Source organism: Brevibacillus sp. FSL L8-0520 (assembly GCF_037963895.1).
GTDB classification, from domain to species: domain Bacteria; phylum Bacillota; class Bacilli; order Brevibacillales; family Brevibacillaceae; genus Brevibacillus; species Brevibacillus borstelensis.
Genome location: NZ_CP150171.1, coordinates 4,342,783 through 4,366,719 on the forward strand (window position 1 = coordinate 4,342,783; position 23,937 = coordinate 4,366,719).

The following is a 23,937-nucleotide window of genomic DNA, read 5'->3' on the forward strand; positions in this document are numbered from 1 at the left end:
AGACCTCTTTTCCCGAAGAAAAGAGGTCGTATACGTACACGCGGCAGGCGTGTCGTCTCCCCCTTATCTTCCAGAATACTTTTGCTTCTGCAGGAATTAGCACCGTGCACATCGCTTGTAATCGCGCCGTCAGTCTAGCTGACAGGCAAGCGCTGTGTCGGTTGCCGGGTATCATCGGGCCAGTCCCTCCACCTTCTCTGGATAAGGTATCCAACGTATGCTGTTTTGATTAGTTTGAATCATACACGCGGCTATGCACGCTGTCAACACTCTTTTTTGTTTTTTGCCAGTCGGCTGATCCTCGGCCTTACCAGCTGTTTTGCTGTCCGCTTGCACTCGGACGATTCCAGTTCCACCAGTCGATTTGTCCTAAGAATGCGGCGGTGATGGCAGCTTCCTGCTTCAGCTTGAGCAGTTCCTTGGTCGGACCGGTGACGACGATTCCGTACGTTTTGATACCGTTTTTCTCCAAATACCGATAGCGCTCGTCGATCTTCAATCCTGATCTGCTGTTGAACAGGCTTTGTCCGATCGACCTGCTCAGCCTCTCCTGCTCGGCGAGGTATTTCATCTCCTCCACGTACGCCCGGGTGCGGCGATCTGCTTCGCCATTTACCTGAATCGGTCCCGGTCCATAGTCCAGCCCATGTTCGGAAAAACCCCAGACGTCACCGGCCGAAAGCAGCAGCACGCCTTCTTTGGCATCCTCATGCAGCACCTCCTGTCCGGTATCCACGGCCAGCCAGGTAAGGTCCAAATTATACGGAGCCAGGAAAGCGTACATTTCCTCCAGGCTCATAAACCGGTCAAAGGAAATCGCCAGTTGCGATACCGTCCCCTCCGGCAGCATTTCAAGCGTCTTCCACGCGGGCTCTCGTCTGAAAGAGGTATCCTCCTGCAGCTTCGTCTGAAGCGGGAACAGGAAAAACAGATTTTTCTTCCGAACGCCGTCGTTCCATACCGGGCGGGAGGATACTTTGGTAAACACATTCGTAGTCTCGAAATACCCTGGCTGCTGACGGTCGCCCCCCACCTTTTCGCGCAGCTCCATTTGAATGCTGCCATAAAAAAGGCCAACCTGCGCGCCGCTGCTGCCTGCTACGATCCCCGGCTGAGTGAAATTCACCAAATCCTTGGAGACGCGAAACATATCTTCATACAGCGACCGGCCAATCCAATAGTTGACAAACAACAGGACAAAGCCGATCAGCAGCGAGATCCCCACCGTGTAGGCGGCGTTGGACAGCCTGCTCTTCCACTTTCCCCAGCGGATGATGGAGCGCTGCTTCTCCTCCGGCAAAAAATCCGCGGCTTTGTCTTCCGGTTCTGTCTGCATCAGCCCGCCTCCCAGCAAAAGCTCCTCCAGTCGCTCCGCATACTCCGGGTCGTCTGCGAGACGCTGCCTCAATCGCGCTGTCTCCTCAGCGCCAAGCTCCCCCCGCAGATAAGCGAGAAGGAGCTGATCGCGCTCCCGGCTTTTTTGCTTATGATCCTCCAGCTTGCCGTTATCCGCCATGTTGACCGTCCCCCCACCATTTTCGCATCTTCAATCGTCCCCGGTAGATCGACCGCTTCACATCGGCCACATCGATGCCGAGGACGTCGGCTATTTCCGCATAGCTGAGCTTTTCCGCATGAAGCAGCAGCACCTGTCGCTGTTTTTCCGGCAGCCCCCGGAGAACAGTCAGCACGAGGGCCGCCGTCTCCCTAGCCAGTGCCGCCGATTCCGGACTGACCGCCGCCTGATCCGCCTGCTCAGGCAAGGTGTCGATCAGTTGAACAGGCCTGCGCTTTTGCTTGCGGTGCCAGTCGATAAACGCGTGGTACGCTACCTTGAACAGCCAAGGACGCACTTTTTCTCCCCGATAGGTATCCAGGTGCTGAAAGGCACGGAAAAAGGTCTCCTGCGTCAGATCCTCCGCCCAGCCTGCATCGCCGGTGAGCTTGCGGAGGTAGCGGTATATGTCATTGACGTGCAGGCGGTACACATCCTCCACTCCTGCCTTTCCCATTCCTTCACACCCTTTCACCTGATACCACGCCTTTTTTTAGAAAAAGTTCCACCTGCAGCAAAATTTTTAATGCTCAAAACAAGGGTTGACTCCCGAAAAGGAACAGCATATCATGGGGTTATCGCAAGTCAAATGCATACTGTACATGAAACTCTTATCGCGAGCTGGCTGAGGGACTGGCCCTATGATGCCCGGCAACCGGCGCTTACCCTGCAAGGGGGGCGAAACGGTGCTAATTCCAACGGTGAGAGTCGAAGCCGCCGACGAAAGTCTGCCACTTCGACCCTGAACCGAGAGATGAGAGGAGACGAAAACGTTATCGGACGAAAGCGCCTCCCCTCTCGAAGGGGAGGTTTTTTTGCGAGAAAAGGAGGTTTCCTCATTGAGCGAACAACGCATCCTCGTCACCTATTTGACTCAGGCAAAGGACTTGCAAAAAAAGGCGGAAGCGATCGCCGTCGGGATGACTGTCGGCAGTTGGACCGATCTGCCCGCAGCCAAGCAGGCAGATTTGAAGCCCTATTTGGGTGAAGCTGTCGGCGCCCAGGTGCTCGATACCCTGGAAAACGGCGAAAGCCGCGGATTGATTACGATCAGCTACCCGGTTCGCAACTTTACCGCTGACATTCCGTCCTTGTTGACAGGCGTCTTTGGGAAACTGTCCATGGACGGAAAAATCAAGCTGATTGACATACAGTTTCCGGAAGCGTTTTTGGCCGCTTTTCCCGGCCCGAAATACGGCATCTCAGGCATCAGAGATCGGCTCGGAGCGCATAATCGCCCACTCTTGATGAGCATTTTCAAATCCTGCCTCGGCCTGCCGTTTGACGATCTGAAAACCCAGTTTCGGGCACAGGCTCTGGGCGGCGTTGACCTAGTAAAAGATGACGAAATTTTCTTTGCCGATGACCGTGCTCCCTTTCTGGAACGAATCCGGGCGTTTAAACAGATTGCCCGGGAAACAGAAGCGGAAACAGGGAAACCGGTTCTGTATGCGGCCAATCTGACCGGGCCGGTCACCGACTTGACCGAACGTGCCAAGAGAGCTGTGGAAGCCGGCGCAGACTGCCTGCTGTTTAACGTGCTTGCCTTTGGCTACGATGCCCTGCACCGACTGGCTGCAGACCCGGATGTTCAGGTGCCGATTATGGCCCACCCGGCGCTCGCCGGAGCCTACTATCCGTCGCCCGTCTACGGTATTGGGACACCGCTGCTCCTGGGCAAGCTGATGCGCTTGGCTGGCGCAGACCTGGTGCTCTTCCCATCGCCGTACGGAAATGTGGCGTTGAACAAAGAAGAAGCGCTCAAGCTGGCGGAGCATTTGACCGAACCGACCGGAACTTTGCGCAAATCATTTCCGGTACCGTCTGCGGGCATCCATCCCGGCCTTGTCCCGCAATTGTACGAGGATTTTGGCCTGGACCAGGTGGTCAATGCCGGTGGGGGCATTCACGGCCATCCAGGTGGTGCGACGGCAGGCGCCCGAGCGTTTGTCGCAGCGATCAACGCAGTCGTGGCAGGACAAACGCTGGAGGACGCTTCCTCCGAATCTGCTGAACTGTCACAGGCTTTGCAGAAATGGGGAACAAAATGATGACCAAGCCACTCGTGCTGTTTTGCGATTTTGACGGAACAATTACGGAAAAAGACAATATTGTCGCGATTATGCGACGTTTTGCTCCGCCTGAGCGGGAAGAGTTGATCGAGCAGATTCTCACCCAAAAGGTGTCGATCCGCGAAGGTGTCGGCGCGTTGTTCAAGCTGATCCCATCCGAGAAAAAGCAGGAGATCATAGACTACATCGTCAAAGAGGCGACGATTCGCCCCGGATTTGCCGAATTCGTCCGCTTCTGCCGGGAGGAAGGCATCGAGCTGTTGATCACCAGCGGCGGCATTGACTTTTTTGTCGAGCCGATCCTTGCCCCGTTTGCACTCGATGTGCCGATCTATTGCAACGGCAGCGACTTCAGCGGACCGCGCATCACGATTACCTGGCCGCATACGTGCGACGAGCATTGCGACAACAACTGCGGCATGTGCAAAACAGCCATTATCCGCCGCTACGATCCAGAGCGATACTACCGCGTCGTCATCGGCGATTCGATCACCGATCTGGCCGGAGCCAAAATCGCCGACTTTGTCATTGCCCGTTCGCTCCTGGCTCAAAAAAGCGAGGAGCTGGGGCTGCCCTTCAAGTCGTTTGCGACGTTCCACGACGTCATCGCTATCTTGCAGGAGCTGAAACGCAGGCAGGAGGTACCATCATCATGACGATTACACTTGAACAGCGCTTGGACGCTTTTCGCCGCCTGGACGAAGCCAAGCTGACCTTTGCCCGCCGGGACTGGTTTCCCGGCACCAGCGGCAACCTTTCGATCAAATTGAGCGACGAACCCTTGCAATTTGCCGTGACTGCCAGCGGCAAGGACAAGACAAAGCTCTCGCCCGAGGACTATCTGGTCGTAGACGGCAACTCTCAGCCGGTAGAACCTACAGCACTCAAGCCGTCAGCAGAGACGCTGGTCCACGCTGTCGTCTACCGCGTCATTCCTACGGCAAAAGCATGCTTCCATGTCCACACGGTCTGGAACAACCTCATCTCTGAGCTGTACTTCGGCCAGCGAGCCTTTTCCATACAAGGACAGGAATTGATCAAGGGGCTCGGCATCTGGGAAGAAAACGCCCGCATCACCGTCCCGATTGTCGAGAATTTTGCCGATATTCCGACGCTCGCTTCCGCCATCGAAAAAGTCATTACGCCCGAGGTTCCCGGCGTGCTGATCCGCAACCACGGCATTTACGCCTGGGGCGACAGCGACTTTGCGGCGAAGAGGCACCTGGAAGCATTTGAATTTCTGTTTGAATACCACGCGCGCTGGCTGCAGCTTCGCCAAGCCGCTGTGGCTGCTCCATAAACAACCACCCCAAGGAGGCCTGTAACATGGCAAAAGTACGCTTTCACGACAACAACGAGTATTTGACCGGCGAGAGTGTCATCTCGTTTTTGGACACGCAGGGAATCATTTACGAGCACTGGGGCGTTGACCGTCTCGACGAACAGCTCAAGAGCAACTACAGCCCGACCGATGAAGAAAAGCAGCAGATCCTCGACGCTTTTAAACCGGAAATCGATGCGATCAGCGAGCGCCGCGGCTATTTGACCGCTGACATCATTGTCCTGTCCGACAAGACACCGAATCTGGATGAATTGCTGGTCAAATTCAAGAACGAGCATCACCACACAGATGACGAATGCCGTTTTTGCGTAGACGGCCACGGCATTTTTGCCATCAAAGGAAAAGACGACCGCTACTTCGATGTGGAAATGGAGCCGGGCGACCTCATCTCCGTTCCTCCGAACTATCGCCACTACTTTACATTGATGGACGACCGCAAGATCAAGGCGATCCGCCTGTTCGTCACTCCTGCAGGCTGGGAAGCGATTTATTAATTTACGGATAACAGAAAGAGCCCTCTCTTGAGCTTGGCGGATTGGCCGCATCCGGCATTTCCGCCTGGCTCAAGAGAGTTTTTTATTCCGTAATGCCAATTCCTTTGATAGAGATAACAGGCTTGACCCGCACCTCTGCTTTGGCAAATGCCGCCGGCCAATCATCCTGAACCTTTTTCCATTCCTTGTACTGGTACGCCCGGGCGTACACCCCGAAGCCGACAGGATCTACCTTTTGTTTTTGAAATTGTTTGATCAGGTCGGCGTACTTTTGGGCCAACTGCTTCTCAATCAACTGTTCCAGTTTCTTGTATTGCTTTGCCGGTTCAACCGGGAACATTTGCTCCGCCAGGGAGATTTCCATTTGCAATTCTACATCAAATCGAAAACGGTTGTCGCGGTATCCGGTTTTTACTGTTCTGGTTACATCCTTCACAAAGAAGGAGACCCGCGGCTTGATTACTTTCTGCTGATCTGATTGCCCTGGCAACGGCACTGTCAGCGTCATTTCTCCCTGCAATTTGTGGATGAGAATCTGAAGCAGAATGGTATCTTTGGGAAGGAGCAGCGTGACGTATTTCCCTTGGTGGTCCAACAGAGCCGTACCCATGACCTCTACAACGCTATTTCGCTCTTTGAACTCCGTTATAGAGGGCGTCATTCCCTTCTCAGCCATCATGCGGTGAAACTCCTGCGTCGTTGTCTTGACCGTCAAATTCCGGCGGTTGGCCGTATCGAGCAATTGGGTTAAATGAAGTGGCAGCCGCGGTTTATCCGCAGGATTCAAATGAAAGACGGAATGCACGGGACCATCTACTACCACGACGCGAGAGTTAACCGTCATTCGCCCGTCCCTGTAGAGAGTGTCGAGCAGCGAAAACCAGTCGGGATGCTGCAACAGCCGCTTGCCCAGAACGATGAACTGGATTTTTCCTCCTACCGTCAGGGCCGTCACGAGCGCATCAAACCTTTTGGTCGACTGGCGGATACTATCGGCTCTTACTCCGTACTCCTCTACCTTCTTTTTCGCGTCTTTGCTGAATACAGGACTTGATACGTAGAACAAGAGCTCATTTTTTTCGCTCAGGTCTATCCCCGCCATGAGCGCCAAGGTGACATCCTCCAGATTTCGCAAATCAGCGCACCCCGGCAGTATGGCCAACAGCATTGTCAGGATCAGGAAGTGCAATCGCCGGATCATGGCATCCTCCTCTGCCGGTATTTGTGAAACAGGCGCTCATACCCCCACAAGAAAAAGGGAACAGCATATCCGAAAATCATCCCTGCTTTGCTCCATGTTTCCCCCAGCTTTCGAATATCGAAAAAGGAAGGGGTGTAAAACATTGTCACTGCTACGAGCAAAGCCATAAAGCCAAGCAGGTATTTTTTCTCATTGGACTTTTTGAACAACCGGCCTGCTCCAAAAACCGTAAAGTACATGTACGGCATCCAGGTTGTCGAAATGATAAACAGATAGAAAGCAAGAAACAGGATGTCGATCCTTTCCAGAAACCGGTATTCTACCCCTTTCCACATGCTTAAAACAGGCCAGATAAACTTTGTGATTTGATCCGGGCTGAAGATGACATAAGCAATCAGGGTGACGAACAGAAACAGAAGCATCGATAGCGTATTGGCAATGACAATTCCAACAGCGGCAAACTGTTTCTTTTGCAGATGCGGGTACAGAAAAAAGGCCAGCTCAAAGCCTAAAAAGGAGAGAATCGTGGTTGGCACAGCCTTCAGAACAGGTCCCCAGCCCTCCTTCAAAACGGGCAGAAGATACAGATACTGAGGCTCCTTCAGAGAAACGATCAAAGCGATCGGCACCCATAGGCTTAAGTAAAAAATCAATTCCGCATACCGCGCCAACGTCTTTACTCCTTTGCCGACCAAAAACAGAACAGGAATCAAAAGCAAAATCATGATCTGATAAAAAGGAGTGAGCGGCAGGAGCCAAACCTTCAAGATGCCGCCCGTATTGGCCAACACAGTAGTGGCAGCGTATGCGCAATAGAGCACAATCACCGCGATCAGGCACTTCCCCAGCCATTTTCCAAAGAATAGTGGCATCAGGTCAATGATGGTGCATTCCGGATACCTCTTCATCGTGTTGACAATGATCAAGCTGGCCATAATCGCGGCAAGCCATCCGAGAATAATCCCGATCCATCCATCCGTACCGGCAATTTCCGCTACATCGCGAGGGATGGTCAAAATGCCGATTCCTACCTGGGCTCCATGGATAAAAAAAATGTATTGGAGGACAGTAATCTGTCGGGTCGCGTATGGGTTCACTGTCCTTCCTCCCCCGAGCCGGATGTACCCTGCCTTTTGGTCTGGACCGCTCTGGCGCTGACCGGCCGCTTGTCCATATCCCACAAGGGGATCCGGAGAATCAGGTCCTTCCAATCGGCAAATCTCGCAGGCGCCAGCGGAGCCCCATAGGGGACGCCAAGGCTTTCCAGCGCAATCATATGCCCGATCAATCCCATCAAGCCGATGACAATCCCCACGATGCCGAACATGGCCGACAGCCCCATCATCAAAAAGCGAACCAGGCGGACGGCGGAAGCCATATCGTAATTGGGGATGATAAACGAGGCAATCGCCGTGAACGCGACGACGATTACCATGATGTTGCTGACAATCCCCGCTTGTACGGCGGCTTGGCCGATCACGATCCCCCCGACAATGCCGACGGTTTGCCCGATCGGGGCAGGCAGGCGTATCCCCGCCTCCCTGAGCATTTCCAGCGTAATCTCCATCAGCATCGCCTCCAAAAGCGGCGGAAATGGGACGCGTTCCCTCGACTCCCCGACAGAAAGCAGCAAATCCAACGGGATGATTTCATAATTGAAGGAAACAACCGCGATGTACAAGGCTGGCAAAAAGGTGGCAACCAAAAAGGCCATGAACCGGAGTGTCCGGATAAAGGTAGCGACAGGCCAGCGCAAATTATAGTCGTCCACGTTTTGGAAATAGGTAACGAAGCCGGCAGGTCCAATCAATACTTTGGGCGTCCGGTCCACGACGACCGCAACTCTCCCTTGCAGGATATGGGAGGCAGCCGTATCCGGCCGCTCGGTCGTGATCAGTTGAGGAAACGGAGAGTACCTGCTGTCTTCGATGATTTCCCGCAGTTCCCCTGTGTTTAGGATCGTGTCGATATTGACTTGTTGAAGCCGGTCTACCATCTCTTTGACTACTTCCGGCTTTGCCACGTCAGCCAGGTATAGAACGGAGGCTTTGCTGATCCCTCTACTCCCGAGGGTATACTCCTGAATTTTCAACTCGCGGTTGGGAATATACCGGCGAATCATCGCTATATTTTGTATGCTCGTTTCCACAAAGCCTTGGTGGGCACCCAGGAGCGATGCTTCGGACTGGGGGTCTTCAATAGCCCGCTGCGGCCAGCCGCGCGCTTCGATCACGAAAACCTTGCTTTGCCCCTCAAGGAACAACAAGCTGTTCCCCAACAGAATCGAGGATTCGACGTCATTCCAGTCTGTGATGAAATCCATGTTCCCCACTGTAAGGACATTGAAAATACTGCTTTCTCTCGACCGCCGCTTGTCCAGAAACGGCCGGATGACGTTGTTGTTAATCGCGTTTCTATCCACCAATCCGCTCAGATAAACCAGTATGGCCCGCTCTCTCGTCACAGGATTGTCCATATGGCGAATGATCAAATCTGGTGTTAAGGGAAATCTCTTACGAAGTTCTAGCATATTATCCGACAGACTCGTACTTATGGGCTTTGCTGAAGGTGAGCCAGGTTGTCTAACCTGAGCATCCCCGGCCTGTTGTAAAAACGATTTCTTGCCACGCAGCCAGTCTCGCAGATTTCTCATGAGATCCTACCCTTGAGCAAAAATGTATTCTTTCGTATAGAGTGAGGAAACTGCTGTAAAAATATGCACGTCCTGACAGCGCCCAACCTTCGCCCCCACATGGACGGAACTTTCGGGGGTGCCGTATACTCCCCCATCAATTGCTCATACTTTAGGAGAGATCAGGAAAAGTCTGGCGGGAAACCTATGAAAAATGGCATTTCGTTTATTCAGTTGATCTTTATTCTCATGCTCTCCAACGGATTGATGAACCACGTGATTGTCATTCCGATACTTCTGGATGCAGCGAGACGAGATGCCTGGATCTCTGTTATCGCTGTAGTTCCGCTGTACCTCCTATTGATTTGGATGATTTCCTACGTTTATCGGAAAACCGGGAACGAGCCTTTGCTCGTATGGATGAAAAGGAAGTACGGAACCGGTGTCACACGGTTTCTCTCTCTTTTGTTGGCCTTGTATGTGGTGGGACTGGCCGTAATCACGATAAAAGACACGATTACCTGGGTGAACCTTACGTTCGCTCCACAAGCCCCTATGTTTATTCATGCGCTTTTTTTTGCTCTTGTCTGTCTCATCAACTCTCTCTTTGGCATACGCTCGATCTCGATGGTATCTGTCTTTCTGCTGCCGATCGTCGTTCTTCTGGGTTTTTTCGTGATGAGCACCAACCTGCAGTACAAAGATTATTCTTATCTGTTCCCCGTACTGGAGTATGGGTGGGAGCCCGTCTTGAGGGGAATGGTGTACGCTGGTGCGGGATTTTCGGAATTATTCCTGCTCTTGCTGATCAAGCATCACGTCGGGGTAAAGGTGCCGTTCTGGAGGCTGGCCATCCTTGGCCTCATCATGGTATAGCTTACAATCGGGCCGCTTACCGGTGCCATTACCGAATTTGGACCTGCAGAAGCGGCGAAGCTGCGTTATCCCGCTTTTGAGGAATGGCGGCTGGTGAAAATCGGCCTGTATATCGAGCACGTCGATTTTCTCAGTATCTATCAATGGTTTAGCGGAGCTTTCATCCGCGTATCTCTCGCCTTTTATTTGCTCGTCGAGATATTCAATTTTCCGGACGGCCGCAAGCGGGTTTGGGTCCTCGTTTTCGCCTGTCTGGTGAGCATGTGTTTGGCATTGTGGCCCTATGACGATATCGGGTTCTATTTGTCACTGACCAGATTTTTGCTGCCCGGCCTGCTCATTGCCGCCTTGCTCCTGACTTTGACACTTACGTTACTGGCGTTACTCTCCAGCAAGAAGGAGGATCTCCATGAACAATAAGACGCGAGAGCACCCTTCCGATCAAGTGAATTCCCCGGGTGAGATTCCCCATCTGGACAGCCTCCGTCCTGAAGCGATCCGCCAGCTTTTTTCAGGCTGCCACGATGTCTCTGTGGAACACTACGGCATGCTCCCTCATTTGCAAGACGTCACTGTATATCTGATCTATGCGGAAGGCCTTTGTGACAAGCATATCCTCATGGAGTACATCCTCCCGGAAATGAGTGAACTATTTCGCTCCGGAGAGATCACCGAAGAGCAAGATTTGCAGCAGAAACGCCCCTTTTTTCTAAGGAAGTTGACTCAGGCCAATGCAGACGAGATCGTAAACCATGTGTTCGAGGGAAAATTGCTGATCTTGTTCAACGAGTGGGGAGCACTGTACAGCATAGATGCGGATAATCGTCCGCAGCGCTCCCCCGAAGAACCGAATACGGAAGTTTCCATTCGCGGACCTCGCGACGGCTTTACCGAAGATATCACGACGAATGTCGCGCTGATCCGCAAGAGGCTGAAAACTCCGCTCTTGCATTACGAGTCGTACATTCTGGGAAGCCAGACACGGACGAAGGTCGGATTGTTGTACCTTCACCACACGATTGACCAAAAGCTTGTCGATGAAATCCGGCTCAAGCTCTCCTCGATCAAAAGCAATGGGATCGTAACAAGCACCCAACTGGAAGAGCTTTTGCTGGATACCCCGTTTACGATTCTGCCGTTGTATGAGCATACGGGAAGACCCGATTTCGTGGTAAACAGCCTGTTGACCGGGCGCTTTGCCATCTTGGTTGACGGTTCTCCGACCGCATTGGTCGCACCGGCCAACTTTACGTATTTGATCAACACGTCGGAGGATGCCAACACCTCGATCTACATGGTCGTGTTTGTCCGCATCATTCGCCTGTGCAGTGTGTTCGCGGCCTTGTTTTTGCCCGGATTTTGGGTGGCATTGGTAACATACCATCAGGACCAGCTACCTTACACCATGATCGCCACCATGGTGATTTCCCGTCAAGGAGTGCCGCTTCCGGCCGCCTTGGAAGCATTGTTCATGCTTCTGCTTTTTGAGTTGTTTCGCGAAGCGGGTTTGCGTATGCCGATGGCCATCGGACAAACACTCTCTGTCGTCGGCGGACTGATCGTCGGACAGGCAGCCATTTCTGCCGGTTTGACTGCTCCCGGCAGCCTGGTCATTATCGCCATTTCCATTATGGCTACCTTTACCATGGTGAATCAGAGTGTAGTCGGGACCCTCAGTCTCCTCCGCATTGCCGTTCTTATCATTTGTTCGGTCTTCGGGATATTCGGATTCATGATGGCGCTGATTGGCGTACTCCTCTTCTTTGCCAACTCCCGTTCCTTTGGCGTCTACTACCTGACACCGCTCTCTCCCCCTGTCCTGCGAGACATGGCCAAGGTCCTGATTCGCATGCCATGGCGGTTATGGGAAGGAAAAGCAAGCATTTTGAAACGCTCTTCGCGCAAGGAGAACGATTCTTAGGATGGAACGAACAAAGCGGATGATAGCCGTCGTGTTGGCTGCTTCGATCCTGCTGGGCGGCTGCTGGAACGCCCGGGATATCGAACAGCTTATTTACATCGATGCGATTGGAGTCGATTACGTCAATCACAAGGTAGTCGTCTATCTGCAAATTCTCGGCTTTTCCAACATCGCCAAAAAAGAAAGCAATACACAATTGACGAGAGAACCAGTCTCCGTTGCAAAAGGCGAAGGCGACACCTACGTTTCAGCCATCTATCAGATTTATACGACCACTCAGCAGCGGCTCATATGGAGCCACGTGCACTCCATTGTTTTCACTGAACGGGCCTTGAAGCACGGAAAGTTTGATCAGGTCATGGATGCGCTAGACAGGTACCAAGAATTTCGTTATTCCGTATGGTCCTTTGCCACGAAAGAATCGCTTGAGGACGTCTTCAACGCCAGGCCGATACTGGGAATATCCGTCCTTTACTCCCAACTGGCCGACCCCAAAGACATTTACGGCCAATTTTCGTACATTCGGCCCCTATTATTGTTTCGAGTCATTTCCGAGAGAAACGAGCCGAATGGAGTAGTCCGCCTTCCCTTCCTGTCAGTGGAAAAAAAACCGTGGACCGAAAACAAAAAGCCACTTCCGCAGTTGAAGATTAACGGAATCTGCTTCCTGCAAAACAAAGAGCTGAAGGGGTGCTTGCCCCACGAGCAGGTCGCAGGCGTACGGTGGCTGGAGAAAGAGACGCGGCGGACTCTTCTTAAGTCGGGAAAAAAATCGGCTCTGCTGGTGATGGAGTCCCCACGCCCCAAAATAATACCGGGATTGGAAAAAGGCCGTCCCATCTTTCGCATATCCATCAAGACAACGGGCTACGTGACTCAATTGTTTCAGCCAACCCGTATAGCGCTCTTGGAAAAGGATGCAGCCAGACAGATTGAAGCCGAGGTCCGCTCGCTCTATGACCGCGGGCTGAAGCTGGGAATCGATACGCTTGAATTGGGACATTCCTTTTATCGAAAATTTCCCCGCGAGTGGCATCACTTGAATCAGGAGGGCGTGCTTCCTTTGACACCAGACTCTTTGAAATCGATTGAGGTCGAGGTCAAAATAACCGATGGAGGCATTTCGAAAGTGCGTCAGCGGAAAACAGGCGCGGATGACAGGAGATGAAAGGGCTGAGCCGCCGATGGAGCGGCTCGCTTCGGACAGCGGATATATACGCAGAAAAAGTAGCCGGAACATAACAAAGCAGATCACCAGGCCAGGCAGCCTTTCGTGATCTGCTTCTGTTTTGCCAATAGTCGACGTGGTCAGCGCCGCATGTTGTTACATTGAAATGGCCTTCCCCCGACTCTACAGCACATATCCGCCGGCTTCGATGACACGATCAGCGATGACACGCTTCATCTGAACCGTGTTGATCGGAGTGCGGCGCGTCAGCTTTTTCAAAATCGAGAGGCGGATTCTGAGATCGTCGCCTTCCTCCATCGCAGCCAGCGCTTCCTTCGCCCATGCTTCAACCTTGTCAAACGCATCGCTCACGTAAACGGTCGTCAGATCCAGCTTTTGCTGCTCCTTCTCAACGCCGTTTTTGGCAATGGCTTTCTCTGTCCGCTTGACGACGCTGTCCATCGCGTACAGCTCGATCAGCATGTCTGCCGCGAGAGCGAGCAGCTCCTGCTCTTTCGCAATCGCCTGTTGATACTTCATCAAGGCGGAACCGGCCACCATCAGGATGATTTTGCGGGTCATATCGATCAGGTGCTTCTCCTGAGCCAGCGGTGCGTCTTCGATCTCCTCCGGATAGTAGCTCATCAACTCTTCCTGCAGGTTGGCTGCCGCTTGCAGCAGAGGCAGCTCTCCTTTCATCGCTTTCTTGACGAGCATGTCAGGGATCAGCATGCGGTTGATTTCGTTTGTCCCTTCAAAGATCCGGTTGATCCGGGAGTCGCGGTACATGTTCTCGATCTCGTACTCCGACATAAAGCCGTAGCCCCCGTGGATTTGCACACCTTCATCCACGCAGTAGTCGAGTACCTCTGTAGCAAACACCTTGTTGATTGAGCATTCGATTGCGTATTCGGCGATTGCCTTCGCCACCTCGCGCCCGTCATCTTGCTTGTCGCCGAGGCTGGAGAGAGCGGTGTCGAACAAGCCGACGGTCCGGTACACGGAGCTTTCCGATGCGTATGTTTTCAGCGCCATGTTGGCCAGCTTGTTTTTGATCAGCGTAAAGTTGGCAATCGGCGTCTTGAACTGCTTCCGCTCTTTTGCGTAGTTGGTCGCCAGCTCCAGCGCCCGTTTCGCGGAGCCGACCGCTCCTACGGCCAGCTTGTAGCGGCCTACGTTGAGGATGTTGAAGGCGATGACATGGCCTCTGCCCGGCTCGCCCAGCAGGTTTTCCACCGGTACCGGAACATCCTCCAGAATGACAGTGCGAGTAGAGGAACCCTTGATGCCCATCTTCTTTTCCTCCGGTCCAAATGACACTCCGGGGAATTCGCGCTCCACGATAAAAGCGGTAAAGTGCTCGCCATCGATTTTTGCGTACACGATAAAGACATCGGCAAAGCCTGCGTTGGTGATCCATTGCTTCTCGCCGTTCAGAATATAATGCTTGCCGTCCTCGGACAGTTTGGCCGTCGTCTTTGCACCCAGCGCATCTGAACCGGAGCCTGGCTCGGTCAGGCAATACGCAGCCAGACGTTTGCCGGAGGCGAGATCGGGCAGGTAGCGGCGCTTTTGATCGTCATTGCCGAAGTAGACGATCGGCAGGGAACCAATGCCCACATGGGCTCCGTAGCTGAGCGCAAAGCCGCGTGCCAGCGAAAACTTCTCTGTCACCAAAGCCGTGCTCACTTTGTCCAGACCCAGGCCGTCGTATTTTTCCGGCACGTCGCCGCCCAGCAGGCCCAGCTCGCCGGCTTCCTTCAGCAGGCGGACCGAGATGTCGAAGTTATGGTTTTCGATCTCTTCCAAATGGGGGCGAACTTCACCGACGACGAACTCTTCTGTCGTTTTGGCGATCATTTTTTGTTCTTCCGTGTATTCCTCAGGAACAAACATCGAGTCGGCGCTGCCTGCGTCAATCAGAAAGCTGCCGCCGCGGATCAATTCTTTGGTATCAGCCATTGCCATTCTCTCCTTTAGCTTTTCGATTGAATAACGTCAATGCGCTTGCCTACACCATTTCAAATACGCCTGCGGCTCCCATTCCGCCGCCGATGCACATCGTCACGACGCCGTATTTGCCGCCGCGCCGTTTCAGTTCGTTCAGGAGGGAGACGGTCAGCTTGGCGCCTGTGCAGCCGAGCGGATGGCCCAGCGCGATCGCTCCGCCGTTTACATTCACCTTTTCCTCGTCAAGGCCAAGCTCTCGGATAACTGCCAGCGACTGGGAGGCGAACGCTTCGTTCAGCTCAAACAGGTCTACATCGGCAATGCTCAGTCCCGCCATTTTCAGCGCCTTCGGAATGGCCACCACCGGTCCGATCCCCATCACGTCCGGATCGACACCGCCGACCGTAAACGATCTGAACTTGGCGATCGGCTGGACACCCAGCTCTGCCGCCTTTTCTGCCGACATGACCAGAACGGCCGCGGCGCCATCGCTCGTCTGCGAAGAGTTGCCTGCCGTGACGCTGCCTTTGACGTGGAAGACCGGCTTCAATTTGGCCAGCGCTTCCAGCGAAGTGTCTGCCCGGACTCCTTCGTCCATATCAAAAACGCGCTCTTGCACGTGCAGCTTGTGATTTTCATCGAGATAATGCGACTTGACAGTGATCGGGACGATTTCTCCGCTGAATTTGCCTGCTGCCAGTGCGGCTGCCGCACGCTGGTGACTCCTCAGTGCGAAAGCATCCTGGTCCTCGCGGCTGATCCGGTAGCGCTTCGCCACCTCTTCGGCCGTATGCCCCATGCCCATGTACGCCTCCGGCATGGTCTCGACCAGCGTCGGGTTCAAGGCTACCTTGTGACCGGTCATCGGCAGCAGGCTCATGCTTTCTACACCGCCAGCGACGATTACGTCAGCCCCGCCCACCATGATCTGATGGGCCGCATAGGCGATCGTCTGCAGACCGGATGAACAGAAACGGTTGACCGTAATGCCGGATACGTTCGTCGGAAGCCCTGCCCGCAAACCGATCAGACGGGCCATGTTCATTCCTTGTTCCGCTTCTGGAACAGCGTTGCCGATAATGATGTCCTCGATGTCAGCCGGATTCAGCTGCGGCACCCGGCCGAGCAGATTGCTGACGACTGCAGCGCCCATATCAACGGGATGAACGTCCTTCAGGCTGCCCCGCTTGGCTCTGCCAACAGCAGTGCGGGCACCTGCGACGATTACTGCTTCCTTCATGGCTCTTCCCCTCTTTCTGGCGATCTTCCTGGGATCTTCCCCTTTTGCCTATCACTATTACAGGTGCAGACGCGCTCCCGCAAAAGCTCGTTATGATCAGTTCCGCAGCGGCTTGTTCTTTGTCAGCATGTGCTGCATCCGCTGCTGTGTTTTTGGCGTTTTGATCAGCTCCAGAAACGCCTGCTTCTCCAGCTCCAGGATGTACTCCTCGGACACCTCTGTGCCCGCAGGAACGCTTCCGCCCGACATCACATAGGCGATCTTGCTGGCGATCAGCTCATCGTGGTCGCTGATGTACCCGCTCTTTTTCATCGAGTAAATATTCTGGCGCAGATTGGCGTAGCCGCTCTCTCCAATGACGCGGATTTTGCGCGGCTTGGGCGGCGTATAGCCTTCCCGGTCCATCGCCAGCACCAGCTGCTTGGCATCGTAGAGCAGGTGGTCGGAATTGATGCTGATCCGGTCAGTGGAGCGCAAATAGCCGAGGTTGATCGCTTCCTTGCCGCTGGTCGATACCTTTGCCATGGCAATCGCTTCAAAAGCCCGGGCCACAAACGGGAACGGGTCTACCGGGACAGTGCCGCCCTCCGGTACGTGCTCCATGGCGCGGAACAGCATTTCCTTCGTGCCGCCGCCCCCCGGCAAAAGGCCAACGCCGACCTCGACGAGTCCGAGATAGGTTTCTGCCGACGCCTGAACGCGGTCTGCGAGGTAGCAGATCTCCACTCCGCCGCCGAGCGTCATCCCGAATGGAGCCGCAACGACCGGCCTGTGCATGCTTTTCATCGCATTGCCTACCTTGTGGAAGCGGCTGACCAGCATATCCAGCTCAAACCAGTTTTCATCCTGGGCTTCCATCAGGGCGTAGCCGAGGTTCATGCCGACGCAGAAGTTTTTCCCCTGATTGCCAATGACCAGGCCGAGGAAATTGCGCTGCACTTCTTCCACGGCGTAGCCGGCCAACTGCAGGACATCCATGCCCAAAGCGTTGTGCGGCGATGTAAACTCGAGGCAGGCTACGCCATCGCCCAGATCCACCAGAGCTGCGCCGGCGTTTTTCTTGATCAGCTTGCCTTGCTCCTTGAGCGCGGCCAGGTTGATCTTTTCCTTTTTCTCCTCTATGGCTTTATAGGCGCCGCCGATTGCGAATGCTGCCCGGCGTCCCTCCTGTTTTTGATAGAAAGACGTTTTTCCGCTTGCCAAAAGCTCCTCTACCAGTGCCGGGATGCTCTCTCCTTCTTCGCGCATCCGGGCCACCGATTTTTCCACCCCGATGGCGTCCCAAGTCTCAAACGGTCCCAGCTCCCAGCCGAAGCCCCACTTCATCGCCTGGTCGACAGAGACGATGTCATCCGCGATTTCATGCGCTTTTTCAGCCGAGTAGAGCAAGACCTTTTTGAAGACGCTCCAGACAAATTCGCTTCCCTTGTCTTTTCCGTATACGAGCGCCTTCAGCTTTTCCGGCAGCGTTTTGGCTGTCTTGGCCGCCTCCAGCGAAGCGTATTTTGCCTTCGCCCGCGGGCGGTACTCCATCGTATTGTAGTCCAGCGCAAGGATTTCCTTGCCTTCCGATGTTTTCACCTGCTTGAAAAAACCTTGTCCGGCTTTTTGGCCGAGCCAGCGTTTCTCCACCATCTCCAGGACAAAGGTCGGGACCTCGAACACGGCGATCTCCTGCGCGTCCGAACTTTTTTGTTTGACGTTGTTTGCAACGTGCACATAGGTGTCGAGACCGACGACATCAAGCGTGCGGAATGTGGCGCTTTTCGGACGGCCGATCGCCGGACCCGTCAACGCGTCTACTTCGTCCACGCCAAGCCCGAGCCGAACCATTTCCTGAATGGAGACCTGGAGGCCGTATGTGCCAATCCGGTTGGCGATAAAGTTGGGCGTATCCTTGCAAAGAACCGTCCCTTTGCCGAGGACAAATTCTCCGAAATGCATCATGTAGTCGACAATCGCCGGATCGGTATCCTGCCCCGGAATAATCTCCAGAAGCTTCAGATAACGAGGCGGATTAAAGAAGTGGGTGCCCAGGAAATGCCGGCGGAATTCCTCGGAGCGACCCTCGCTCATTTCGTTGATGGAGACACCGGATGTATTGGAGGAGACGATCGTTCCAGGCTTTCTATGGGCTTCTACCGTTTCAAACACCTTTTTCTTGACGTCGAGGTTTTCGACGACGACCTCGATGATCCAATCCACTTCACCCAGATAGGACAGGTGATCCTCCAGGTTGCCGACGGTGATCAGCTCAAGATTGGCCTTGTCGTAGAGCGGAGCCGGTTTTTCCTTCAACAGCCGCTCTTTGCCGCTTTGCGCAATCCGATTTCGAACGGCAGGGTCTGCCAGCGTTTTCCCTTTTTTACTCTCTTCTTCCGTCAATTCACCCGGCACGATGTCGAGCAGATAGACAGGGATACCCACATTGGCCAAGTGGGCGGCGATACCTGCTCCCATCACGCCGGAACCGAGAACAGCCGCTTTGCGAATTTTGCGTTCCATCCAATACCCTCCCTCATGTAAACTAGAATCTCGCGGTAAATACGAAATAGTCTGAACAAAAAATCCTTGCTTTCTGATTTCTACTCGTTCAAAAATATTCCTGTATTCCGCTTTACATGTCTCCTTTGAATGAATGCTCATTCATTTTTGTTTTGTAAAAAAACATCTCACCACTTTTTGCTTGCGCTTTCGTGAGATGTCTGGCAGTTCAGCCGACACTGAATCACCGTTCAGTTTTTATTGTAATCGAAAAGAGAAGCCGTTGCAATCTCCATTTGCCGATTTTTTGCAACAGCAAGACTGTACGCTTTTTCATCTTTTGGGACAATCAATCAAAAAAGGAGGGATGCCGAACGTTTCTGTCGGCTGCTCCCTTCCCTTCCCTTCTCTTCTTACCGCTCTCTGTACGCAATCGACGTAATCTTATGTCCAAACGGATTGGATTCGTCTTTTTCAAATAGGAACTCCAGCTCATAGGGTCCCACCTGGCGATGCTCGTACTTGCCGGTCACCCATAATTTATCGGAACTGTTTTCGTCCCTTTTGAGCTTCAATTCCGCCATGTAACTATGCAGCGGCAAAGCTGCTTGCAATTTGGTCAGACTCTCTATGGCAGCTTCGCTTACATAGGAAGACAAGCGCTGCTGATCTTTGTCCAAAAACGCCCGATTGGCCGCCGTCAACAGCAGGTTGGCTGCGATCTGCTGCCGCTTCGTGCTTTCCTTGAACTGCTTGCTGGCGTCCCCCTCCAAAAAATGATGCAAGCGGGTGAGCACAACCGCAAACTGGGCTCTGGTCATGTTGGAGTACGGGTCAAAATTTCGCTGCCCGCCAAACAGTTGGAATTCCCGAATCGCTTCCGCATAAGGAGAAACGGTATCGACGTAGCTGCTCTTGTGCTTCCACTGGGAATAGCCGTCATAAAACAGTCTTACGTCATTGATTTTGGGCTCGACGATGCGAAGCTTGTATGGCGACAGCACATGGAACAGGATCATGCTCGCCTCTTCCCTCGACATCGGATATTGCAGGTAAGGCGTAGGCACCCACCATTCGGGATTGACTTTCTGCGGTTTTTTCATCAGCATGCCATTTGATGCGAGATGCAGATTGTAGACCATCAGATCGCCCGGCCTGAAATCGTTGACAAACCCGGTGTTTACATCGAGCAACACCTGCATGTTGGCAACCAGTCCTTCGATTTCCGTTTTCAACGGATAGCGATGATCCAGATACGGCTGGGGGACGGGGGTTGCAAGTCTTCCGTACACATCCTCCAGAACGCGGTTGACCAGTGCCAGCGCTTCTCCGCGCGACACCGTCTTGTCCGGGTTGAAGTGGCGGTTCCCTCCGTGCTTGAATATGCCCCGCTGTTCAAGAAAGAGGATCTCCTTTTCAGCCCAGTGCCCTCTGATATCATCGTAGTAAGTTTCCGCCGCCCCCGCCTGGACAGCAAAAACTGACTGCACCAGGATTGCGACAATGAGTAGGAAAAGAGAATGCCGTTTGCGCATACTATACTCCTTTCAGATTATTTTTAAAGCTAAGCTAATATGTAAGCCAACTATTCCCTCTCCATTTGGCAGGTCCACCTAGCCGAATGGTTGCATTTTCCCTTACTAAAACACTATATGACCCGAGACAAAAATACCAATCATTTCTACAATTGTAAAGATTGCCAGAAAAATTGAACAGATAGAAGTAGTCTTCAGGAACTAAAAATAGTTCCTTTCGCCCATCACCAGGAAAAATAAACGGCTTTATGTACAATCATCGTTAGTTCCAAAGAATCGTTTTGAAAACAGAAAAACCGGAGACCCTGAGGCCCCCGGTGACAGCTTGCAGATGATCAGTCGATTTTTTCCATCCAGCCTGGTCCTTTTTTCATCAATATACGATACAGAATCAGGTCCACGATCACAAACAGGACGCATACAGTGCCGGCAACCATGGAGCTTGCGGCATCTCCCTGGATCACAAAGAAGAAAATCAATCCGGAAACAGCCAGCATGATGATGAGCGGTATGAGCGTGTTCATGTTCTGCTTCACCGCTTTTTGCTCCGAGTCCCAATCCAGCTTGGGCATGTTCAGGTCGATCATGATCCCAATCAGATTGATAAACAGGATTCCCGGGACAGCCGCCACAAAAGACAGGAGCAGAAAGGAGACAGGAGCTTGCAGTGCGATACCCGCCAGAACCTCCATCAATAGCAGGCTGAAAACGCCTAAAATACATCCCGGTACAATTTTTGCCAAGATGATCACCGAAGCGGGAACCGGCAGAAACTTGTTGACGAAAAAGTTCTGTCCCTCCCGAGAAATTGCCGTTACAGAGATGCTCCCCGTGGTCGTAATAAACATGGCTGCGGCCACTGCGATTGCAATGCCGATCCCTGCCGCTGTCTCCGATTGAAGCATCTCCCCGTATGCGGAAAGGCCGGACAAGCCATCTGAGCGTGTCGCCAAGGGCAGAAAAGCAATAAACGGCAAAAAGAGACTGGAAAGCACGCAGTTGAGCAGAAAGGCAGGTGTCCGGAACAGCGTTTTCCACTCTTTGATCGCGTAGGCGAGGAAGGCGGAACGTTTTCCCGTCATGCGGTCAAACTCTTCCGCACTGGCCCGCTGGCGCTTCGCAGCCGTTTCCGAAATGCCCATAACGCCTTTCAAATACAACCGATCACCGAGAATAATGAGCGCTGCTCCGAAGGCTGCGGAGATGAACAGGAAAGCCCCAAGATAGCCGATGCCGACTAACGTGCCTGCTTCTGCCAAAGCCATCGCGCCCAGTCTGCTCGTCGGAAACATCTGTGTGACGAGCGACAAAAACATATTTTTGTCTGACAAAATCATTTCCTGAAGCTGCTCTGCGTTCTCAATCGTACTTGCCCCCCGCTGCACGATTGCCTGAAACCCGATCGCGATCGCGATGGCCACCAAGCCGCCGACCAGCCGGAAGCGGTCTTTACTCTTGCCGATGTTGGTAAACCGCATGAACACCATCGCCACAAGCGAGGCTAGGACGACAGGAATGACCGGCAGCACCAAAAAAGTGATCAGCATGTGCAGGTAGTAAAGGACGCCTGCGCCGCTTTTGACTCCGTACGTAATCAAAAGAGGTCCTAAAAGGATCGCCACCGTCGCATACTCGTACAGAAGCGTGACGAGAAACTTCGCGCCGATAATCTGAGCGGGCTTGAGCGGCAGAGGGAGCAGATGCTCAATGTCCTGTGAATAAAAAAAGACGGATAGAACGTAAAAAATGCCGAGAACAAAGATGCCCAAGCAGGCTGCAGCCAGCCCCAACCCCAACAGAACCGTTTCCTGTCCGACCAGCTTCAGGCCGTCATAGAGCGCTGATGCAATCATGACGTAGGCCGACATCAACGGCAACAGGCCGAGACAAGCCAACAGCAGCAGCGCAATCTTTTTCCACCTGTCCTTTGCTTTGCCTCCCAAAAAGCCGCTGCCGTTTTTCAGCATCACTTTTGTCAATTGCCAGGTCTTATTCATGATCGGTCATCTCCAGGAACAAGCGCTCCAGTGATTCATCGGACTGGAAGTGCTCCTGCATCTCGCGGAATGTACCGCAGAACTGCAGGACTCCTTTGTTGATAATGGCTACCCGATCGCACAGCTTTTCCGCCACTTCCAGTACGTGAGTCGAGAAAAGCACAGTCCTTCCGGAGTCGGCGTGCTCCCGCATCATTTCTTTCAGGGTATAGGATGATTTCGGATCGAGACCGGTCAGCGGTTCGTCCATAATCCAGACTTCCGGCTCGTGGATGAGCACTCCCATGATAATGATTTTTTGCCTCATTCCGTGCGAGTAGCTCTGGATGGGATCGGTCAGGGCATCGATCATGTCGAACCGTTTCGCCAGAACTTCGATCCGTTCCTTGCGCAGGCTGTGCGGAACCTCGTACATATCCGCCATGAAATTGACGTATTCCAATCCTCTCAGCCGCAAAAACAGATCCGGGCTGTCGGGTACAAAGCCAAACTGGCGCTTGGCCGCAACTGTATCGGTCAAAATATCCTTTCCATTGATCAGCACCGTTCCCCGGTCAGGACGAGTGATCCCCGTAATCATTTTGATAGTGGTTGTTTTCCCTGCGCCATTTGGCCCCAGAAAACCGAATATCTCGCCTCTCGGAATGGTCAACTGAAGGTTGTCGACCGCTTTTGTCGAGCCGTTGTAGCTTTTGGTAACTCCTTGGAGTTCTATCATCATGTACCTCCTCATATGTGCCGCTGGGAAGGAAGGTCCCCTGTTTAAGTACGTTTTAACCGGCTTATTGGTTGCATATATCGGAATTTGCGCAATTCCCCAAATTTATCAAACAAAACAAAAAGGAGCAGTGAACAAATTCACTCTCCTTTTTGGATGCAACTGTTGCCGCATTCTGTTCATTAGGCTTGCGGAATGAAGCTTCCGTCTCTGAGCATGGTCAATTCGCCCATGATAAAGGCAATATCTTCATTGTCGCCCAGCACGCCGCGCTCTTCCAGCGCTTCCAGACGGCGCAGCAAAATATTGGCAAAGTCCTGGATTTGCACCGGATGCCCTTCCATGTCTGCCTCGTCCATGACAGTGATGTCCATCATGGCTTCCAGGTGGGTAACCATGCGAAAACCGCCGATCTCACCGAGGTATTCGGGCTTGTTGAAAGAAGAGCGCTCCAATTTTTTCAACATGCTCACAATATCGTTTGCATACATGCTGGGAAAGGCCACCTGATAAAAATTCCGGTTGGCTGCTTCTTCTGTCTTAATGATCAGTACGTCCGTACCTTCCAGCTTTTTCACTTTTTTTCCAAAACCAAACATGATTATCCACCTCAACTATTCGAACTGCATGACTCCCTTCATGATAGCCGTAAATACTGGTTGGAAACAACCCCTATCTGTTTCCTGTTTCTTTCACCTGGTCTTTCTTGCCCTGTCAGGAAAAAGTTAACGCGATTGGCTGTTCTCTCCCGC

General features: G+C 53.0%; 18 protein-coding genes, 1 pseudogene and 2 riboswitches. Of the genes and pseudogenes, 7 read left to right on the forward strand and 12 right to left on the reverse strand.

Features of this window, described 5'->3' with window-relative positions; translation table 11 throughout:
* Positions 1-60: 60 nt before the first annotated feature.
* Positions 61-208, reverse strand: a riboswitch (SAM riboswitch).
* Positions 209-307: 99 nt separating this feature from the next.
* The gene (locus NSQ24_RS21450; protein WP_052259701.1) at positions 308-1,516 is read right to left on the reverse strand and encodes an anti-sigma factor; all 1,209 of its coding nucleotides are present in this window, start codon (positions 1,514-1,516) and stop codon (positions 308-310) included.
* The gene (locus tag NSQ24_RS21455) at positions 1,506-2,012 is read right to left on the reverse strand and encodes a sigma-70 family RNA polymerase sigma factor (protein WP_031931605.1); all 507 of its coding nucleotides are present in this window, start codon (positions 2,010-2,012) and stop codon (positions 1,506-1,508) included. The genes NSQ24_RS21450 and NSQ24_RS21455 overlap by 11 nt, the downstream gene beginning before the upstream one ends.
* A gap of 151 nt (positions 2,013-2,163) precedes the next feature.
* Positions 2,164-2,316: riboswitch (SAM riboswitch) on the forward strand.
* A 78-nt stretch (positions 2,317-2,394) separates the two neighbouring features.
* Between NSQ24_RS21455 and NSQ24_RS21460 the strand changes: the two genes are divergently transcribed.
* Genes NSQ24_RS21460 through NSQ24_RS21475 form a run of 4 tightly spaced genes read left to right on the forward strand, consistent with a single transcriptional unit; the run spans position 2,395 to position 5,463 of the window.
* Positions 2,395-3,606 (forward strand): 2,3-diketo-5-methylthiopentyl-1-phosphate enolase, encoded by a 1,212-nt coding sequence (locus tag NSQ24_RS21460; RefSeq protein ID WP_243014654.1) that lies wholly within the window; start codon positions 2,395-2,397, stop codon positions 3,604-3,606.
* The gene (locus NSQ24_RS21465) at positions 3,606-4,283 is read left to right on the forward strand and encodes a 2-hydroxy-3-keto-5-methylthiopentenyl-1-phosphate phosphatase (protein ID WP_243014655.1); all 678 of its coding nucleotides are present in this window, start codon (positions 3,606-3,608) and stop codon (positions 4,281-4,283) included. The genes NSQ24_RS21460 and NSQ24_RS21465 overlap by 1 nt, the downstream gene beginning before the upstream one ends.
* On the forward strand, positions 4,280-4,927 hold the full coding sequence (locus NSQ24_RS21470; RefSeq protein WP_003391341.1) for a methylthioribulose 1-phosphate dehydratase: 648 nt from the start codon (positions 4,280-4,282) through the stop codon (positions 4,925-4,927). Before NSQ24_RS21465 ends, NSQ24_RS21470 begins: the two co-directional genes overlap by 4 nt.
* A 26-nt stretch (positions 4,928-4,953) precedes the next feature.
* A complete protein-coding gene (locus NSQ24_RS21475; protein WP_024985571.1) occupies positions 4,954-5,463 on the forward strand; it encodes a cupin domain-containing protein in 510 nt (169 codons plus the stop codon).
* 82 nt (positions 5,464-5,545) lie between these two features.
* Here NSQ24_RS21475 and NSQ24_RS21480 read toward each other — a convergent pair whose 3' ends face one another.
* From NSQ24_RS21480 to NSQ24_RS21490, 3 genes are read right to left on the reverse strand one after another with little or no spacing between them, the layout of a single operon-like run.
* Positions 5,546-6,664: a Ger(x)C family spore germination protein gene (locus tag NSQ24_RS21480; RefSeq protein ID WP_339166546.1), complete on the reverse strand. Its 1,119-nt coding sequence runs from the start codon at positions 6,662-6,664 to the stop codon at positions 5,546-5,548.
* Positions 6,661-7,761: an endospore germination permease gene (locus NSQ24_RS21485; RefSeq protein WP_003391332.1), complete on the reverse strand. Its 1,101-nt coding sequence runs from the start codon at positions 7,759-7,761 to the stop codon at positions 6,661-6,663. Before NSQ24_RS21485 ends, NSQ24_RS21480 begins: the two co-directional genes overlap by 4 nt.
* Positions 7,758-9,317 (reverse strand): spore germination protein, encoded by a 1,560-nt coding sequence (locus tag NSQ24_RS21490; RefSeq protein WP_081607824.1) that lies wholly within the window; start codon positions 9,315-9,317, stop codon positions 7,758-7,760. Before NSQ24_RS21490 ends, NSQ24_RS21485 begins: the two co-directional genes overlap by 4 nt.
* 186 nt (positions 9,318-9,503) lie before the next feature.
* Here NSQ24_RS21490 and NSQ24_RS21495 point away from each other — a divergent pair.
* The 3 genes and pseudogenes from NSQ24_RS21495 to NSQ24_RS21505 all read left to right on the forward strand — a co-directional run bounded on the left by NSQ24_RS21495 (position 9,504) and on the right by NSQ24_RS21505 (position 13,261).
* Positions 9,504-10,592, forward strand: a pseudogene (locus tag NSQ24_RS21495) (endospore germination permease).
* The gene (locus NSQ24_RS21500; protein ID WP_024985574.1) at positions 10,582-12,093 is read left to right on the forward strand and encodes a spore germination protein; all 1,512 of its coding nucleotides are present in this window, start codon (positions 10,582-10,584) and stop codon (positions 12,091-12,093) included. Before NSQ24_RS21495 ends, NSQ24_RS21500 begins: the two are co-directional and overlap by 11 nt.
* Position 12,094: 1 nt before the next feature.
* Positions 12,095-13,261 carry a Ger(x)C family spore germination protein gene (locus NSQ24_RS21505; protein WP_031931610.1) on the forward strand — a complete coding sequence of 389 codons (1,167 nt, stop codon included), beginning with the start codon at positions 12,095-12,097 and terminating at the stop codon, positions 13,259-13,261.
* A 183-nt stretch (positions 13,262-13,444) separates the two neighbouring features.
* Here NSQ24_RS21505 and NSQ24_RS21510 read toward each other — a convergent pair whose 3' ends face one another.
* The 7 genes from NSQ24_RS21510 to NSQ24_RS21540 form a co-directional block, all read right to left on the reverse strand.
* Positions 13,445-15,223, reverse strand: coding sequence for an acyl-CoA dehydrogenase family protein (locus tag NSQ24_RS21510; protein WP_024985576.1), 1,779 nt, complete (start codon positions 15,221-15,223; stop codon positions 13,445-13,447).
* Positions 15,224-15,272: 49 nt separating this feature from the next.
* Positions 15,273-16,451: an acetyl-CoA C-acetyltransferase gene (locus NSQ24_RS21515; protein ID WP_339166549.1), complete on the reverse strand. Its 1,179-nt coding sequence runs from the start codon at positions 16,449-16,451 to the stop codon at positions 15,273-15,275.
* Between the two features lie 96 nt (positions 16,452-16,547).
* Positions 16,548-18,956: a 3-hydroxyacyl-CoA dehydrogenase NAD-binding domain-containing protein gene (locus NSQ24_RS21520; protein ID WP_339166550.1), complete on the reverse strand. Its 2,409-nt coding sequence runs from the start codon at positions 18,954-18,956 to the stop codon at positions 16,548-16,550.
* A gap of 392 nt (positions 18,957-19,348) precedes the next feature.
* Positions 19,349-20,470: an S-layer homology domain-containing protein gene (locus tag NSQ24_RS21525; protein ID WP_003391313.1), complete on the reverse strand. Its 1,122-nt coding sequence runs from the start codon at positions 20,468-20,470 to the stop codon at positions 19,349-19,351.
* Between the two features lie 335 nt (positions 20,471-20,805).
* On the reverse strand, positions 20,806-22,467 hold the full coding sequence (locus NSQ24_RS21530; RefSeq protein ID WP_172920556.1) for a hypothetical protein: 1,662 nt from the start codon (positions 22,465-22,467) through the stop codon (positions 20,806-20,808).
* Positions 22,460-23,185, reverse strand: coding sequence for an ABC transporter ATP-binding protein (locus tag NSQ24_RS21535; RefSeq protein ID WP_003391310.1), 726 nt, complete (start codon positions 23,183-23,185; stop codon positions 22,460-22,462). The genes NSQ24_RS21530 and NSQ24_RS21535 overlap by 8 nt, the downstream gene beginning before the upstream one ends.
* 182 nt (positions 23,186-23,367) lie before the next feature.
* Positions 23,368-23,784 carry a hypothetical protein gene (locus tag NSQ24_RS21540; protein WP_003391307.1) on the reverse strand — a complete coding sequence of 139 codons (417 nt, stop codon included), beginning with the start codon at positions 23,782-23,784 and terminating at the stop codon, positions 23,368-23,370.
* Positions 23,785-23,937 lie beyond the last annotated feature (153 nt).